Source organism: Victivallis vadensis, assembly GCF_003096415.1.
Lineage (GTDB): Bacteria > Verrucomicrobiota > Lentisphaeria > Victivallales > Victivallaceae > Victivallis > Victivallis vadensis.
Map to the genome: position 1 here is coordinate 1 of NZ_QEKH01000059.1, position 16,272 is coordinate 16,272.

A 16,272-nucleotide genomic window follows, 5' to 3' on the forward strand; every position below is an offset into this window, starting at 1 on the left:
GGAGGACTACTGGCAAAAACGTATGCAAATTATCGGCAACGTCGTTATCGGCGTTGGAAACTACAAGTGTGTTTCACAAAATTTGGGACAATAACGATTGTTTCAAGCAGTGAACTTTCTATGCATTAAAAATAAACCACTAGATTTCCGAAAACAATCAACAGAGAATTTCCAAGGATTCTTTGAGGAAGAAATGAGGGGAAATCCTTATGGACTTGAAAAATAGAATTCCATGTGCTATTATGAACCAGGGCAAATCAATGCTCATTGACAAGACATCCATTCTTTCACAAAATTTGGGACATTATCAAAAAACAAGCTACAGGCTCCGGAAAAGCATTTTTCTCAAAATTGGGAACTTCATGCAATATTCAGGCTAGTCTTCGTCACTGAATTTGTCAAGGCATGGGCAATCCGACAGCCGGCAACGTTTCTGAATTTTTGCCGTGAATATTTATCATACGCAGCGGAGCTTCCCTATTGTATCGACATTGCGATCATTCCGGATAAACAGAGCAGAAAGGAGCTTACCGAAGCGATAGTGATTCGTTCGCGGAGAATAAATACGCTGTACAATGCAAAGCCTGCGATGCATGAACCGAGCGTTACCGGATAGCCGATGGCCCCCGCTCCTGCTTCTGCCACCAGGTCTAGGCCGCGATAGAAAAAGAAATAGCAGGAGGCGATATTTGCCCCGGTCAGCAGCAGAACCGACATCCAACAGACTTTTCCTGCTACCGCCCGTCTGTCAAAACAGACTGAAACCGCGAATCCGAGAATTGTGCCGAGCAGAATAAGCAGTCCGCGTACATACGGCGTAGTGTCGGCATTTCCGAGGTAGGACGGGAAGTTGTTGATACACTGAGTCAGCCCTGCCAGAACAAATGCCCCCAGTGCGATCCGCAGCCAATGTTTTCCGGAAAGGGTATCATTATTTTCCGCCGTTCCGGTTTGGGCTTTGCTTGCTGCCAGTATTCCGCAGAGGATCAAAAGAAAACCAACCACGCGCAACCAATTGCAGACGGCACCGAAGCAGATCACGCCGAACAGGAAAGGCCAGATCAGGGCAGATTGAATAATACTCCATACCAGACTGTGTGGGCCATACCGCATGGCCCGATTCATGAGTAGGAATGTAAAGTAGTTCGTCATTCCGGCGAGAAGCAGCAGCAAGACGATCCACCAGGTCGGGAATGTTCCGCCTTTTCCGAAACCGATCAGTACAACGGCGGGGATTGCACAGAGTATGGCCGAATCGGCCTGAATCCGTTTCAGATTCTCCCGTTTCAAAGCCGCATGGCTGATCGCCACGCCAATCAACACCCAGCAGACGCCCGCCAGCACCAGCAGTAAAATACCCAACTGCATCCTATGAAACTCCTGAAATATTCATTGCTGTGTTTCCCGGGATGCTCTCTTTTCTTGCCGCGATGGAGAAAGAAAGCCTCCCGACTGTCTTACCTTAAACTCTAATTTTTTCCAAAGCTCCACCGCCGATATCACCCTCACCATAGGGCTCATTGGGCATACTCCTCCATGCCGGCTGATCTGAGTGTCACCAGTTTTGACCTCGGAGAGACCTTCGCCTCCCTGCCGCTGCAATTCGACCGCATGGAACAGGCGACGGTTCCGCTGTGCGCCCGGGCGGTGGAGCTGCTGGACGAAATGATGCGCACCCGGGATTTCGAACCGCGCCGGGAACGCATCCCCGGCCGCCCCGTTCCCGGCGACTCCTGCCGGGACTGGCGGGAAGAGTAGCCGGTTTTAATTCAAAGCAAGGGCATCGGCAATCGTCTCTGCATAAAAACGATGCCCGAAATCATTCGGATGGTTGACGCCGTTGCCCGTCAGATCCCGGAATTTTTTATTGGCAAAGTATTTCTCCCAATATCCTCCGATATCGATGAAGGCGATTCCGGCATCTGTCTTTGCCAGTGCGTCAAGTTCCCCGGCAAAAGTCCGTGTCGCGGCGGGCGGCGTGCACTTCCATTCCGCATTGCCCGGCATGGAACCGATCAGTACGAATTCCATAACCGGGTTGTACCTGCGGGCAATCAAAATAAGTTCCATGATCGACGACCGGAATTTTGCAGGAGTCATTCCGGTGAGATCATTCATGCCGTAAGCAACGAACATCAGGTCAGGCAGGAAATCGTTCAGCCATGACTCCAGATGCATGATTCCATGCAGACAGCCGGTTCCTCCTACTGCAAAGTTACGCGTTTCCGCCGCATGCAGGTTTGCGGCAGTCAATTCCGCGTAGGATGGCTGAAAGGGAGGAACTCCGACAAATTTCGATGCATTTGCGCCTTCGGTGATACTGTCGCCGACGAATGCGAGCTTCAGAGCCGGGTTGCTGCGGAAACGGGGTAATTTTCCGGTCAACACCGTCAGGGGCGGGATGGGCGCTTCCGTCCAGTAATCGACCTCAAGCTGATGTCGGGCAAAAAAATCGCGATTGTCGAAGCGAAGGGCCGCACCATTCGGACCGCCGGAAACCGCGTTCGCTCCTTGCGCGGGATAAAATACGGCTTGATCGGCAGGAGGATACAAATCATCATGCGTCAAATACGGCACCGCCGACCCTGCGGGACGCGTCAGCCGGAGACAGCCGGGCGTCCACTCGATATCTCTGCCGGTCCGAAAATCGATTCCGATTGCCGAGTTGTATATTCGCTGTATTTTCAATGGCGGGAATGCCAGTGAAGCATCGGCCGAAGCGGTAAACAGCACGGTTTCTCCTTTGATAAAAGTCATTTGCGTATTTCCATTATTTTTTTCTCATAAGCTCTGATCTCGTCCATGAAGCCCATGCCGGCAGGCAGGTCATGTCTGTAACAGAAATAATCCCAGACGGCTCCCCAGGGCAGCGATTTGGCGTCTTCCTGTGCCGCGAGCCGTCCGGTAAAATCTCCCTGCTTTTCCAACTGACAGGCGCAGGGCGGTTCCAGAAATGCAATCAGCAGCGCCTTTAACAGGTCGCGGCAGCCTATGACCCAGGCGGCGATCCGGTTGATGCTGGCATCAAAGTAATCAAGCGCCAGATGAACCTTATCCAGATAACCGTAAACCGCTGCTTCGCGGGCGATGGAGAGCAGTTCGTCGTTGAGCACGGTCACATGATCGCTGTCCCAGTGGACGCCCCGGCTGACATGCAGCAGGATTTCATCCATCATGCAGAAAATGGCGGACAGTTTGTCGGCAATTGATTCCGTCGGATGGAAGTGCCCCGAATCAAAACAAAGCATTTTCTTTTTGCGCATGGCATAAAGCATGCAGAATTCATGCGAACCAACGGTACAGGACTCCGCCCCGATGCCGAAAAGTTTTGATTCAATGGCGTCTCGTACCAGATCACCGGAGATTTTCTCGGCAAAGCATTCATCCAGCGAGGCCAGCAGCCGCCGCCGCGGCGCCAGGCGATCCGAAGGGGTGTCCTTGAAACCATCCGGGGCCCAGAAATTGCAGATGCAGGCAGAACCAAGCTTTTCCGCAAAATCGGCGCCGATTTTCCGGCAGGCCCTGCCATGGTCGATCCAGAAGCGGCGGATGCCTGCGTCGGGATGCGAAAGCGAAAGCCCGTCTTTCAGATTCGGATGAGAATAAAACGCCGGAGCGAGGTCAAGCCCCGGCAAATTCCGTGCCGCGGCCCAGTCCAGCCACCCGGAAAAATTCTCAATGGTAAAGCCGTCACGATCAACGCCCGGAAGCATTTTATCCACCTGATGCCCCTGCAAATTGACCCTGTGGCGTCCCGGAATCAGCTTTAAAGCGACATCAAGGTCGTCACGCAGTTCATCGGCTGTGCGGGCGCGTCCCGGATAACTGCCGGTAACCTGGCAGCCGCCGGTCAGCGCATGACTGGTGTTTTCAAAACCGGCAACATCATCCCCCTGCCAGGCATGGATGGAAACCGGCACTTTTTCAAGCTGCGCCACCGCGGCGTCGACATCCACCTGATGCTCCGCGTAAATCTCACGCGCCAATTCATAACATTTCTCAATTCGGGCCATTTTTCAATCCTTTATAGATAAACCGGTTCCATCCATTATTGCAATGCGGCGAAATCATAATTCTCCAGATCATCCGGCAATGCCGGAATATCCAGCATCATGCCGCCGCTGCGGATGGATTCCGCCCCTCTGACACCGGCGGCAACGGCATAACGCGCTCCCTGCGGAGTCGATTCCGGCGGCGTCCCATGACGCAGGAGATCGATAAAGCCCTGAACGATTTTCGGATCGGCGCCGCCATGGGGCTGATCTTCCGGGGAAGCCATACGGTAAGTCATATCGCCTTCGAGCTGAAAACGGTCCGTGCGTCTTGTCCACACCTGAATGGAGCAGTCTTTGCCGTAATCGCCATAGTTTTCCAGCCTGCCGCGCGTACCGATCACCGTATAATTGCGGCAGGTGTCCGGGGTGAAATGGCACTGCAGATAACACGCCTGCACGCCGTTGGCAAGCTGCAGATTGATCATATTGAGATCCTCGTTGTTGACCTCAGGGTAGTAATCTTTCTGCGCCTCCGGCGGCCAGTGGGAATTGGACCAGACGCCTTGAACCGTCAGAGTGTCAAGCCGCTCGCATCCGGCCGGACGCCGGGGGATGCTGCCGTAAACACTCAGGGAACCGATGCCGTTCACCTTGACGGAGCGGGAATTCGCCAGCCAGTGGATGATATCGATGTCATGTGCGCCCTTCTGCAGCAGCAGCGAACAGGTGTTCCTGCGGTCGGCATGCCAGTCGCGGAAATAGGCATCTCCGCCATAGCTCACGAAATGCCGGCACCAGATCGCCTTGACTTCACCGATCATGCCGGACAGAATGATTTCGCGCATCCGGTTTGTAAATTCCATGTAGCGCATATTGTGGCCGAGCATCAGATGGGTTCTGGTCTCTTTTGCCGTCCGCAGAATCCGGTCGGCGCCTTCGATGGAGATGGCGATCGGTTTTTCCAGATAAACCGCGGTTTTGTGCCGCAAGGCGAAACAGGCCTGCTCCTCGTGGCAGAAATCGGGGGAGGTGATGAATACGCCGTCCAGTTTTTCTTTTTCGATCATCTCGCGATAGTCGGCGTAGATGTTGACGGCGGCCTGCTTTGCCTTCATGCGTTCCGCAAAGCTCCGGCGCTGTTCCTCATAGATATCCGCGCCGGCGACGATCTCCACGCCGTTTGCCGTCTGGTGGGCGTAGTCTCCCAGTTCGCCGCGACAGCAGGTTCCGATGATTCCGAATTTCAGTTTTTTCATGATATGATTCCTCTGTTGATGTCTTGCCAGCCAAGTTGATGCGTTCCGGCTTGGAGTATGCGGCCGTCCGGCAGTTCAGCCGAATACTCTTCCGGCAGGGTGAGCCGGATCTCTTTCCCGGTTAATCTGACCTGCACCGCCGCATCTGCGGAGAGGTTCAATTCCCCTTCCGCCCATTCCAGATCCCCCAGGGCAGGGCGGAATGCAAACCGTTTCCCATTCCCCCCGGCGGCCGGAGTAAGGCCCAGTATGTTTTCCGGCAGAAACGCCGCCGGAGCGGTTGCAAATCCGTGACACATGCTTCCGGCGCCGCCGAACGCTTCCTTGCCGAACTGGTGAACACCGGCTTCAAAGATGGTCGGATAACCGCTGTCGAGAATTCTGCCCCAGTAACGGCGGATAATCTCCAATGCCTTTCGGATCATCCCATGCCGTGCCATCGCCTGCAGGACAAATGAATATGAATAGAGTTCCGGTTTCAGCAGCGATTCATCGGCCAGAGAATTTTTCAACTTTTCCCGTACTGCGGCATCGCCGATTCCGGCGAGCAATGCCAAAGCCTGCGCGATCAGGCTCGGGAGCTGCTGTTTTTCCGAATGAAACAGCACGTCATCAATCATGAGACCCGTTTCCGGGGAGTAAAACCTTTTCACAATTGCCTTTGCCGTGCGTTCACTCTGCGCCAGATGGAATTCAGGGGGATGCTTCAGCGGGCAGCCGCTTTGTTCCGCCAGTGCGACAAGCGCCCGCAGTGCCAGAACGTAAAGCGAATTGGTCATGGATTCCCGGCAATTGTTGAAGGAGTAACCGTTCAACTCAAAACTCCAGTCAATGAAATTCCAGATTCCCGGTGCAGCTCCGATCAATCCGTCATCATCCAGCAGAGTATTGAAGTGTTCCAGCAGATGTTCCGCTTTGGGCAGGAGTTCTCCGACCGTTTCCGGATCGCCGCCGTAACGGTAATAATCCATAAGCATCAGCACAAGGAAAAGTCCGGTTGCCGGGAATACGAAATTCTCATGTTTCGGCATCGGGCAAAGGCTCGGGACACTCCCATCGGGGCGCTGCTGGGAAAACGCCAGTCTGAGAGCCCTGGCATGTACCGGTGTTGCACCGAAAAGAACGAGTGAGGTGCGATTTTCCACAAGCAGGTCATTGATCCAGAACGCCCGCTCCCGCCACGGGCAATCCGTGAAGACATCGGTCGTGCATGCGCGCAATGTTTCCGCACACTGCTGGTGAATGCGGTTCAGCCGTTCATCGCTGCATCGGAAGAAGCATTTCTGCCGGAATGGATAAACTCTGTTTTCCGCCCGGATGTCGATCACTTCAATAGCGTCGGCGACATTGCGGAAGATGAACTCTGCAAACTTGAAACCGCGCTCAAAAAGAGTCGTGCCGATCCGGTTGTATCCGGCATCAAGGATATAGCGGTCGGTAAAGCGGTAAAATTCGCCGGGGAATGCCGCCCGGAGCCGTCCGTCCTCCCGGTATGGGGTTTCACCGTAAACCACGTCGACGACGGTTCCGGCGGGAGCGTTGACTTCCAGTTGTATTCTGCCGTTCAGTACCTTGCCGAAATCCCAGACCAGTGCCGTACTGTTGCCGGAGGGGAGGATTTTTCCGTTAAAATCTTCAGGATTCAGCGCAGTCCATTGTTCATGGTTCAGAAATTCCGCAAGGCGGGAAAGTTCCGGGGCGTCGCCTGCCGGAAGCGCGGCCATGGCGGTGAGTTTTTCCGGACGGCATTCCGTGATTTCCGGTGCCGGTATGTCACGCGGCGTCAGTGCGCCGAAGGGGAGCGGTTCCGGGAGGGCAGCAGCCGGCAGATATTCCCGTTCGCGGCGTTTGCGCAGGTCGCACATCTCCATGAAACCGATCTGCATCGTATAAACCGGCACGTCGCGCCGGAATTCCGGGCACAGGGAAACCTGCCAGGTTTCGTCGGTTCTGAATAATCCGGGCGCTTCCGCCAGCAGTGCGGGGAAACGGGTTACGGCAGTAAAATTCTCCCGGACGGGAGAGTGGACGAGGACTTTTATCTCATTGCGTCCGCGCTGCAGAAGTCCGGCGATTTCCCTGGTGTCGAAATATTGCAGTGCGGCGCTCCCCCGGATCGGGCCGAATCCGGCTTCTTTCCCGTTGATCGACAGGCGGTAACAACTGTCCGCCGTAATTCGCAGGAGAATGGATTCCGGAATCCGGCTGCAATCGAATTGCCTGTAGAATTCACAGAAGAGGTTTTCCTCGCAGGTCTGTTCTTTCTGCCGCCGTTCCGCGACTTCCGGGTGGGTGATCCAGGCTGCGAAAAATGGGAAATTTTCCTTTTCGATGATCAGCGGGGCGGCTTCAGCAATAGAGTGTGAGGCGGGGGGCCGCTCCGCATTCGGCAAAATCGTTTTCATAGGTTCTGATTTCCTTGATATAATCATTATAGTATCCGGCCGGTTCAAGTTCCTCACGAAAGCAGCGTTTCCATTCATTGCCCGCGGTGGAATTGATGTTCAAAACAATCCGGTTGGTTCCCCTCCTGACTTCGACGCGCCAGAGCCACGGCGGCTGGGCGCGCATTCCGGCGCTGACGCCATTGAAGAACAGTTCACCGCCGGAACAGATATCGTCGAATTTCAAAAAGCCGGAAAAGGCCTGGGGGGATTCAAATGAAGCCGCAAGCTCGATCGAACCGGAAAACTCCGGTTCAAGTTCTGTGTACATGCCGCTTGACGGAAGCGGCCGTTTTTCGGTGATTTTCTCATATTTTGTGATGCCGTCTTTGCTGTAACGCAGACGCTCGACCTTTTTCAGTTTCCAGTCAAGACGGATTTTCCGGAACTCGCGCGGCGCCGGTTGTGCCGCCGGCGCGGTGTCCGCAACGGTCAGGATACGCATGTTCCAGGCCGGCAGCGGGAGATGATAGCGGCCGTTTTCAAAACGGAGCGGCGCAAACGCCGCCAGCGTTCCGTCCGGCGGCGGCAATTCGCGGTAGTGTTTTCCGGCGGCGGCGAAAGAGAATGTGATATCCTTGTCGCCGGCGTTGAAGACCAGCAGACTCATGCCTTCCTCGCGGAGACAGGGCAGAATCCGGACATCCCGGTAAGCTGTATCCGTCGCAAGATAGCTCAGAGAATGGAAATCCCGCTGCTGAAAGCCGTCTATAACCTGCGTACCGGCCTGCCGCCAGCGTTCCACTGCGGCTTTGATCTCCGGAATTTCCAGTTCGCCCGGCACGATCAGAACTTCAGGGCGGTTTTCATCCGACTTCAGTTCGTCGACCGAGCAGATGCGCCAGAAGACCAGTGCATCGTCCAGATTCTCCTGCATTCGCTCGACCTTTTCGGCAAACGCCGCCGCTTCCGGCGTCGGTTTCTGATAGTCGCTGCCGCCGAAGCAGTTGGTGACGCCAAGCACCCGGATTGCCGGGTCGAGCATGCCCGCGTGATATTGCCCGGCGAACTCCAGATAGCGGTTCAGCGCCGCCAGATGGCGCCAGATCGGGGTGCGCGGTGAATAATCGGTGGAACAGCTCACCTTGCACAAGCCGCGGTCGCTGTACAGATACGGCATCGTCAATATGCGGTTGATCCCTTTGGTCAGCAGAAGATTGGCCACATACGCCATGGCCGGGGTGCTCATCGCGTAGCCGTAGACGTTGAAACATTCCGCCAGCGTTTCCGGGCGTCTGTTCCGGATTGCGGCGCACTGCGCGAAACGGGCGAAATTGCCGCGTCCGCCGTGCGGGTATACCATGCGGAAGATCGCATCGACGCCGGGGACATCCATCGCATCGAGGATTCGCGGAAAATCATAGAAAAATCCGGTGCGGAAATAGAGGTCTTCAAACAGGAAATGCCCTTCAAATTCCAGACCGTGTTTCCGGCACCACTCCGCCAGTCTCCCTGTGTAATTACGGGCAAAAAGCGCCGTACAGCAGTCCACATACTGTTGTCTGGCCCGCCTGGTCCCGGGAGTGTCTGCGGCGTCGTCGAAGAGCAGCGGCAGAATGTCCGGGAGCCGGATGCCGTAGCATCTGACCAGTTCGGCGTCAAGTCCGGCGGGAGTGGCGACGTAACCTTTGGGCAGATAACACTCCCAGAAAGGCTCATCGGTGAAGATTCCCCTGATCTCCTTCCCGAAGGATTCTCCCAGTTCTTCGTAATACCGCTGATAGGTCATTTCTATGAAGCGGTCGGTGACGGCGGGATCGGTCAGGTCGGGGACTTCAAGCCGGAATTCCTCCAGGGAGCCATCCGGATTTTTGCGCAGGGCGCGTACTCTGGCCTGGGGATATTTCATGACGAGCGTATCGACCACGCCGCCGCTGGGCCAGCCGCCTTCGTCATACAGCATCATGGTCAGGCCCAGTTTCCGGCATTCATCCCGCATCACTCGGGCCAGTTCGAAGTACCGTTTTCCGAGATAGGCGATTTTCATGCCCTTGTAGAAAAAATACTTGTGATAGTTGTCGGGCATCGGGTGCAGGTAAACGCAGCGGTAACCGGCGTCACGCATATGGGCAAGTTGTTTTTTGATGCCGGCAGGGGAAGGATCAGAATTCCAATACCAGAAGATTCCGGGAGTCAGGGTGGGCATAGATATTCAGAAAGTAAAATTTAATGGAGTCATTTTATTATGGGACTGTTCCGGAGAAAGGAGATATATCTGTCTTTCTCCGAAAGAGTTCTCCGTGGGACGACTGCGGCAGTCTGCGGCACAACGCGCATCCGTGCGGTTCCGCCGGATGCGCTGAATCGTTCCGCCCTGTCTGCCGCGGTTTTACAAATCGGCTTGGGTCAGTTCAGGGCTTTGTCGGCGATTGCCATCATCGCCACCCTGTTATATTCGATGGCCTGCGCATGCGCGCCATCCGGCCGCGGACTCGGCATGAGTGTCTGATTCAGGGAAGAGAAGGTTTTGGTGCTGCCGTCAGCCCGATACGCATTGATTGAATAAGAATCTCCATGAGAATGCGCCGGGAAAGACGGATTGTCGGCGATCAGCGGGATATTCAATTTTGTTTTTCCGTCCGCAGCCGTATAATTCGACAGTTTTGCAATTCTCTCGTAATGAATTGCGCCGTCGACTTTCGGAGTCCATCCTGCGGCAGCGGCCTGGGGGCTCGGGATGATCAAGCCGCTTATCGTGCGGTCTCCAAAGGAAGTACCGGAAAGACCATATTTCGGATCGTTGTTATTCCAGTCCGGAGCGAAAGTCGAATATCCGAAAATTCCGGCTTCGTAGCCGTTGTTGGCCGGCGTATAAGCGGGACAGCGGGAAATTTTGGGGACGCCGTCATAAATATCATACTGATGATAACGGGCCAGTATCATGCCGAGCGTGCCGAATTTTTCATAATTATTCACCGCCGTCACATAGAAGTCGTCATTATCGTTGGCATAAAACTGAAACATCGCTCCCAGCTGCTTGACATTTCCCAGACAACTGATGTTTTTGGCGGAAGCGCGCGCCTTGTTCAATGCCGGCAGCAGCATCCCCGCTAAAATTGCGATAATCGCTATAACAACCAGCAACTCAGTAAGCGTAAAATATTTACATCTATTCTTCATTTTAATTCCTTTCATGGTATAAGTTGTAAAACTGCAAACGGCGATAATTATTTGATGCTGCGGCTCCTTTTCGTTTGGTTGATCGTTGCATGTCTGTTTTCATGATTTCAAACCTTCCGGCAGTTTTGCTGTCACCATCCCCGGATGACCAGCTCATCGAACAAACCGCGGTAGGGAATGTATCCCAGATGTTCGCGTCCGCCGATGCTGACACGTCCGTTGCCGTGCGAGCGGAACACTCCCTGCCTGATCGTGCCGTCCAGCTTTCCATTGACATAGAGAGAGAGTTTTTCGGCATCGCCTTTGATTTCGATCTTCGCCCACTCGCCCGGTTTCAATCCGGTTTTGCCGGTCAGCCGCTGGAAAGTAAGCCGGTTCTGTTCGGTGAGATCCGGCAGATAGGTGCGGAGTATTTCGACCCTGCCGTCTTCAAGAAGGTTGACGCTCAGGCCGTCATACCAGCCGTCCTTGAAGATCACGGACTGTTTGACGCCGTTTTTTTCCGGCTTCAGATAAAAGCTCATCGTGCCGAATCCGCTCAGCGGCCAGATGCGTGCCGGAAAGAGGAAGCTGCGTTCCCCGTTGAATGAAAGCGCCTTGCCTTTGCCGTCGAAACCGCCGTCGACATAAAATTCCGGAGTGATCGCCAGATCCCGGTCGCCGTAACGATCGGTTTCCATCCCGTTGACCGCGCCGTCGAAGTGCCAGATGCCGGAGCGGACGCTCAACGCCGAAACCGGCCGCGTCAGAAGCAGGTTCTTCCGGTAGGGCAGTTTCGGGGCAGGGGTCAGGAACTCCGGTTCGTTGCGGAATGCGTAACCGGAACCGCCGGAAGTGGATTCCAGTGTGTTGAGCGTGCCGAGAATTTTGCGCGGCTCAATTCTGTTCTCCTTCGCAAAGGGATAAATCGGCGCGCTGAAGTGGACTTTGCCGGAAGCTGTTTCAATGCGGACAAAGAAGTTGTCCGTCTCCCGGGGCGGCTGTGCAAAGAGACGGATGGTCTTCTTTCCCTTTTTCGCCGCAAGCGGAGAATCCAGCAGCCAGGTCATCTCCGGTTCAGCGGCAAACAACGCATCGGCATTGGAAACCCGCCGCCGGTTCGCGATCTCCACCGGAGAGAATTCGCTCTTTTCACCTTTGGCATTGGTCACGATGATTTTCATATCTTCAGAACCGGCGAAGGTGACGCCGTGCGGGCCGAAGTTGGCATTTGCGGTTTCCAGCTTATCCGGCGTCCAGCGGAAGAGGACTTCATTCTGCCAGACGGAGTTGTTCTGCTGTCCTTTTTTCACCGCCCGCAGGATTCTGCCGTTTTCAACCGTGACCGTAATAGCCCGGGGAACATCGCTTAACGCGGAAACCAGTTGAATCTCGCCGTCTTTGAGTTCCGGCGAAAAGGTCGCGATCGGTCGGTCGTTGCGGAAGAGCAGAATACTTCTGATTTCCTCCGGGGCGTCAAAATCAACACTGGCTTCCAGTATCCCCTGATTCCAGCCGACCGCCAGCGTATTCGGGAAGTCCTCAAGCATCTGCGCAAGCGGAACATTGACCGTAACCGCGTTCTGCAGCCACGGCGTGACCAGATAGACAGCCGGAGTGCGGACTGTTCTGGAATAATCCTTTGCCGTCACTGTGAATTCGGGGATCAATACCGGGCTGGCGGCAAGTTCAGCCGTGGGAACGACCCACTCCGCACGGGCGAACTGATCCGCGGAAACACTCCGGGGCGGCAGTGTCCAAACGGCTTTGCCGCTGAGATCATAGAGTTTCCCGGAGAGCGTCAGCGGTGACTTGACCTGTGACGGCAGGCTGTGAAGTTCCAGGCGTAGCACTTCCCCCGGCAGAAGTTCACGCAGGTAAGCCGCCAGCACATCCGGAGTTTCGGAGGGCTGCGGACTGTTTTTCAGATAACTGCTGTAACTCGTCAGTGTATGAGCGAGGCCGAAGGTGAAAACGCGCGGCAGTACGGCCGTTTCCACGAGGTCGTTCCAGGTGGTGAGATGCGTCCAGTGCGCTTTATGCTTCCGGGCGGAGGCGAACATCCGGTAAAACATGTCGAATCCGCGAAAGGGGTTGTAAAAATCATTGAAGCCCCAGAGCCATGCGCCATAGTAGCCGGGGTGCAGACATGCCATGAAACGTTTACCGTTCTTCCGGCAGAAATCGGCAAGTTTCTCATTGTTCACCTCCGGTGTTTCATCGGCATGTCCGGGGGCATCAAAGAGAAAAACGCAGTCATAAGCGTCTAGTGCGCGCGTCAGACGATCGAGATCCAGTTTCTCATTCGGCAGCGGGGCAGCGTTGGCGACGATGTAGAGTTCGATCCCCGCCTCTTTCAGTTCGGCGCGCAACTGCTTCCACTCCTCGATTGTCCAGCCGCCGGGCTGCTGATTTTCCCATTGCAGAAACTGATAGGCGCAGACGACATATTTGCCGTTGTATCGGGGATAATTCGGATGATCGCCATTTGCCTTCAGCAGACGTTTCAACTCCCGCACCCAGTAATCTTTGCTGATTTTGGTGTCCATGCAGATACCGACCTGAAAGGGCATCCCCTCGGCAGCCTTGAGATAGAAAGGCAGAAGATGGCTCCAGTGCGCCGGACCTTTGCCCGGATCGCCGCCGAAATCAAGAAAAAATCCGTCAACACCGTGATTCAGGGCGATCTTCACCTCCTCCGCCAGAGAATCCTCCATCTTGTGCCCCGTTTCCGGTGCAGGCTGCAGCGGGAAGTTGTAAAATCCCTGCGTATAGAGCGGATAATCTTCCGGCCGGAACCATGGCGTATTATGCGCCCATACCATACTGCGGCCGGCCGTCTCGCCGGCGAAACCGGAACACGGAAGCAGAGAAAACGCAACCGTTCCGATTGCAAGAGATTGTTTCAAATTCAGGCTCATCTTTCCTCCCTGTTTAATAGTGCTAAATGTTATTTTCATTATTTTTTAATTCAACCTTCCAACGCAGATATTTGCGAAATGCCGATTCCCAATTCCTTGAAAAAGAAAAACAAATGCCGTTTTCATTCATGAAAAGTCCGTTAAACGGATCGTATAAGAAAAAGCGATTGACAACGCCTCCCTGTTGTATTGAATGCTTTCAAAACTGCCAAATGGATTTCAAACGATGAACCGTGAGTTCGCGCAGACGGTTCGTTTTCCACAGATCCCCGAATTCGACCGGCCGGCTGCTGTGACGATCGACGGAAACACACAGCATGAAACGGCCTGCGTGATCGAATAGATCCACCGTGTTGCGATCTAAAAAAATCCTGCCACGAAAATATGTTTCTCCGTCTGGATAGGTTATGACACTGGAGGCAATTCTCAATTCCCGGCGTTTCCCGTCAAAGGCAATCGGCACGCCGCCAAAATTCAGATGAATCTCTTCATCCGGCGGGGTTACGATTTCCAACTCCCATAAATCGCCACTGTCCACCGGCAGTTCCCGCAAACGGACCTGAAAGGCGGGAGCTGAAAAACGGTAGGTTTCACACCGCAGTGTTTTCAATGCTTCCACCGGAAATACCAGCAGACGTTCCCCGCGCAGCTTCAATTCAACCGGCAGCGTCATTGCTTGCGACGTTTCTCTGGTACGGGTGTGATCCCAGTGCCATGCCATATAATAACGTTTGCCGTCAGGCACGTTTTGAAAGCTCTGTCCCGCATAAGGGCCCAGATAATCCTGACGGTTCAGAATCGTTCCTCCGGTGTTCCAGACAAAAGTGCCGTCTTTCCCATTCCGGTCACCGAGCAGATAATGGCCGTTCGCTTCAATCAGAACCCAGCGCACTCTTCCTGTCGCCTCATCGCGGATGGAAAAGAGATCAGGACATTCACACCCCTCTCCGGAAAAGGAAAAACGTTGAAATTCCTGCCAGTGCAGCAAATCATCGGAACGGAACATCCCGAATTGTCGGCTTGTTTCCCCGAGGAACAGGCACATCAGGAACTCTCTGCACTCCGCATCGTACGCAATCGACGGATCCCGATCATCGCCATCCCCTTGTGAAATCAGAACCGGATTCCGGCGGTAAGGGATGAAATTTTCCCCGCCATCGACGCTGTAAGCGATATTCTGAGAAAAACACCCTGAATCCGCTGAAGTAAAGAACAGCAGGATCGGCGACGGCCCGCCGGGAATTCCCAGACCGGAAACATTTTCGGTGTCGACAAACGCACTTCCGGACCAGCAGGCAGAAGTGCCCCGGGGAAATAATGCCTGTCCTTTCTCCTGCCAATGCACCAGATCAGAACTGATTGCATGCCCCCAATGCTGTTGCGCCCCGTAAACCCCAAACGGATGATGCTGAAAGAACAGATGATAAGTCCCTTGAAAGTAAAAAAGACCATTGGGGTCGTTCAGGAAGCCGGTACGCGATGAAAAGTGAAACTGTTGCCGGTGGGGACCAGCGTATCCGTCGGAATCGAACGGGGAATCGGTCAGCCGGATTTCGTTGAGCAGGGCTTGATTGTCACATTCGATGTTCAATTCTCTTTCAAAATATGCCGGTATGGAAGAAGTGGCGACAAAGTCCGCGTCTGCCACCGCGGCGGCACGGATTTTCAAGGCATATTCATATTGGCGGTCTTTGCCGGAGATTTTGAAAACGGTCTCCGGCGCAGTCTTGCAAACTGGTATTGTCCAAAAATGATGTTGGGTAAAAAAATGCATTCTGCTGCCTTGTTCGTAGCTGGTAGAGCTAATACTTTTGAAATTGGCTCCTTCGAATTAAACTTACTTTCTTTTTATTATTATACATAACAGGATTCAAATCTGCAATGTTTGAAGAACAAGAAAAGATGTCTGTTTGTAACATAATGAAAATTATCAAATGCCAAAATCCGGATTGGATATTTCCTGAATCTTGAAAAACAACGTGGATGTATTATATTTTGCCCATGATCTTATGATATGAAGGATTTCAGGGGAGCTTTATGAAAAATTCAGTTGCGATACATGAGATCGAAACGCTGACTTGTCAATTCGAAATTCAGTTTTGCGGCTGGATGACCGACATTTATCCTTGGATGCAATTTAAGCTGCATACCCCCTTCTGGCGCCTTTTCTACAATATGGAGGAAGGGGGAATTATCGAAAGCGCAGACGGCTGTTTGCGCATGCGGAAAAAACGTTTCTACCTGATTCCGGCTTATTATGAGTTTTCAACGCATGCGGAAAAACCGTTCAAACAGTTTTTCATTCATTTCAACTTCATTGACTCAGTGAAAGTCACCGGCACGCGGATTTACGAGATCGCCGAAGATCCGCTCATGGCGGAGCATATCAAGGAGTTTATTCAGTTGTATGAACGGCATGAGAAACGAATCCGCTGCGAGATGATTGCGCATACGGTGTTGGGGCTTTTGTCAAAAATTTTCATTTTATGACAATGTTAAATACTTCTATTTCAATGAGGAAACTACAAATTCAGTAATTTCCTCTCTTTTTTCGGAT

Annotated in this window: 10 protein-coding genes and 1 pseudogene; 2 read left to right on the forward strand and 9 right to left on the reverse strand. The window is 53.6% G+C overall.

Going from position 1 to position 16,272, the window contains the following annotated elements; translation table 11 throughout:
- Positions 1-477: 477 nt before the first annotated feature.
- Entirely contained in the window at positions 478-1,368 is an 891-nt protein-coding gene (locus C8D82_RS19885; protein WP_116886043.1) for a DMT family transporter, read from the reverse strand.
- Between the two features lie 159 nt (positions 1,369-1,527).
- On the opposite strand from C8D82_RS19885, the pseudogene C8D82_RS19890 reads away from it, so the two are divergent.
- Positions 1,528-1,758, forward strand: a pseudogene (locus tag C8D82_RS19890) (substrate-binding domain-containing protein); the annotation flags it as partial.
- 6 nt (positions 1,759-1,764) lie between these two features.
- On the opposite strand, the gene C8D82_RS19895 reads toward C8D82_RS19890, so the two are convergent.
- From C8D82_RS19895 to C8D82_RS19925, 8 genes are all read right to left on the reverse strand, one after another.
- A complete protein-coding gene (locus tag C8D82_RS19895) occupies positions 1,765-2,757 on the reverse strand; it encodes an SGNH/GDSL hydrolase family protein (protein ID WP_116886045.1) in 993 nt (330 codons plus the stop codon).
- Positions 2,754-4,013 (reverse strand): L-rhamnose isomerase, encoded by a 1,260-nt coding sequence (locus tag C8D82_RS19900; protein WP_116886046.1) that lies wholly within the window; start codon positions 4,011-4,013, stop codon positions 2,754-2,756. The genes C8D82_RS19895 and C8D82_RS19900 overlap by 4 nt, the downstream gene beginning before the upstream one ends.
- A 35-nt stretch (positions 4,014-4,048) precedes the next feature.
- Positions 4,049-5,251 carry a Gfo/Idh/MocA family protein gene (locus C8D82_RS19905; RefSeq protein ID WP_116886047.1) on the reverse strand — a complete coding sequence of 401 codons (1,203 nt, stop codon included), beginning with the start codon at positions 5,249-5,251 and terminating at the stop codon, positions 4,049-4,051.
- Positions 5,248-7,656, reverse strand: a complete 2,409-nt coding sequence (locus C8D82_RS19910; protein ID WP_165833227.1) for a family 78 glycoside hydrolase catalytic domain — start codon at positions 7,654-7,656, stop codon at positions 5,248-5,250. The genes C8D82_RS19905 and C8D82_RS19910 overlap by 4 nt, the downstream gene beginning before the upstream one ends.
- Positions 7,601-9,760, reverse strand: coding sequence for a hypothetical protein (locus C8D82_RS21440; protein ID WP_165833228.1), 2,160 nt, complete (start codon positions 9,758-9,760; stop codon positions 7,601-7,603). The genes C8D82_RS19910 and C8D82_RS21440 overlap by 56 nt, the downstream gene beginning before the upstream one ends.
- 281 nt (positions 9,761-10,041) lie before the next feature.
- Positions 10,042-10,815 carry a type II secretion system protein gene (locus C8D82_RS19915; protein ID WP_207776205.1) on the reverse strand — a complete coding sequence of 258 codons (774 nt, stop codon included), beginning with the start codon at positions 10,813-10,815 and terminating at the stop codon, positions 10,042-10,044.
- 131 nt (positions 10,816-10,946) lie between these two features.
- On the reverse strand, positions 10,947-13,715 hold the full coding sequence (locus tag C8D82_RS19920) for an endo-1,3-alpha-glucanase family glycosylhydrolase (protein WP_165833229.1): 2,769 nt from the start codon (positions 13,713-13,715) through the stop codon (positions 10,947-10,949).
- A 199-nt stretch (positions 13,716-13,914) separates the two neighbouring features.
- Positions 13,915-15,489, reverse strand: a complete 1,575-nt coding sequence (locus C8D82_RS19925) for a glycoside hydrolase family 32 protein (protein ID WP_116886051.1) — start codon at positions 15,487-15,489, stop codon at positions 13,915-13,917.
- Positions 15,490-15,752: 263 nt separating this feature from the next.
- Between C8D82_RS19925 and C8D82_RS19930 the strand changes: the two genes are divergently transcribed.
- On the forward strand, positions 15,753-16,205 hold the full coding sequence (locus C8D82_RS19930; RefSeq protein WP_116886052.1) for a hypothetical protein: 453 nt from the start codon (positions 15,753-15,755) through the stop codon (positions 16,203-16,205).
- The last annotated feature ends 67 nt before the right edge of the window (positions 16,206-16,272 follow it).

Excerpts from the sequence above, each read along its gene's own strand:
- C8D82_RS19885 (WP_116886043.1), bottom strand. The coding sequence starts at position 1,368 with ATGCAGTTGGGTATTTTACTGCTGGTGCTGGCGGGCGTCTGCTGGGTG.
- C8D82_RS19895 (WP_116886045.1), bottom strand. The coding sequence starts at position 2,757 with ATGACTTTTATCAAAGGAGAAACCGTGCTGTTTACCGCTTCGGCCGAT.
- C8D82_RS19900 (WP_116886046.1), bottom strand. The coding sequence starts at position 4,013 with ATGGCCCGAATTGAGAAATGTTATGAATTGGCGCGTGAGATTTACGCG.
- C8D82_RS19905 (WP_116886047.1), bottom strand. The coding sequence starts at position 5,251 with ATGAAAAAACTGAAATTCGGAATCATCGGAACCTGCTGTCGCGGCGAA.
- C8D82_RS19910 (WP_165833227.1), bottom strand. The coding sequence starts at position 7,656 with ATGAAAACGATTTTGCCGAATGCGGAGCGGCCCCCCGCCTCACACTCT.
- C8D82_RS21440 (WP_165833228.1), bottom strand. The coding sequence starts at position 9,760 with ATGCGTGACGCCGGTTACCGCTGCGTTTACCTGCACCCGATGCCCGAC.
- C8D82_RS19915 (WP_207776205.1), bottom strand. The coding sequence starts at position 10,815 with ATGAAGAATAGATGTAAATATTTTACGCTTACTGAGTTGCTGGTTGTT.
- C8D82_RS19920 (WP_165833229.1), bottom strand. The coding sequence starts at position 13,715 with ATGAGCCTGAATTTGAAACAATCTCTTGCAATCGGAACGGTTGCGTTT.
- C8D82_RS19925 (WP_116886051.1), bottom strand. The coding sequence starts at position 15,489 with ATGCATTTTTTTACCCAACATCATTTTTGGACAATACCAGTTTGCAAG.
- C8D82_RS19930 (WP_116886052.1), top strand. The coding sequence starts at position 15,753 with ATGAAAAATTCAGTTGCGATACATGAGATCGAAACGCTGACTTGTCAA.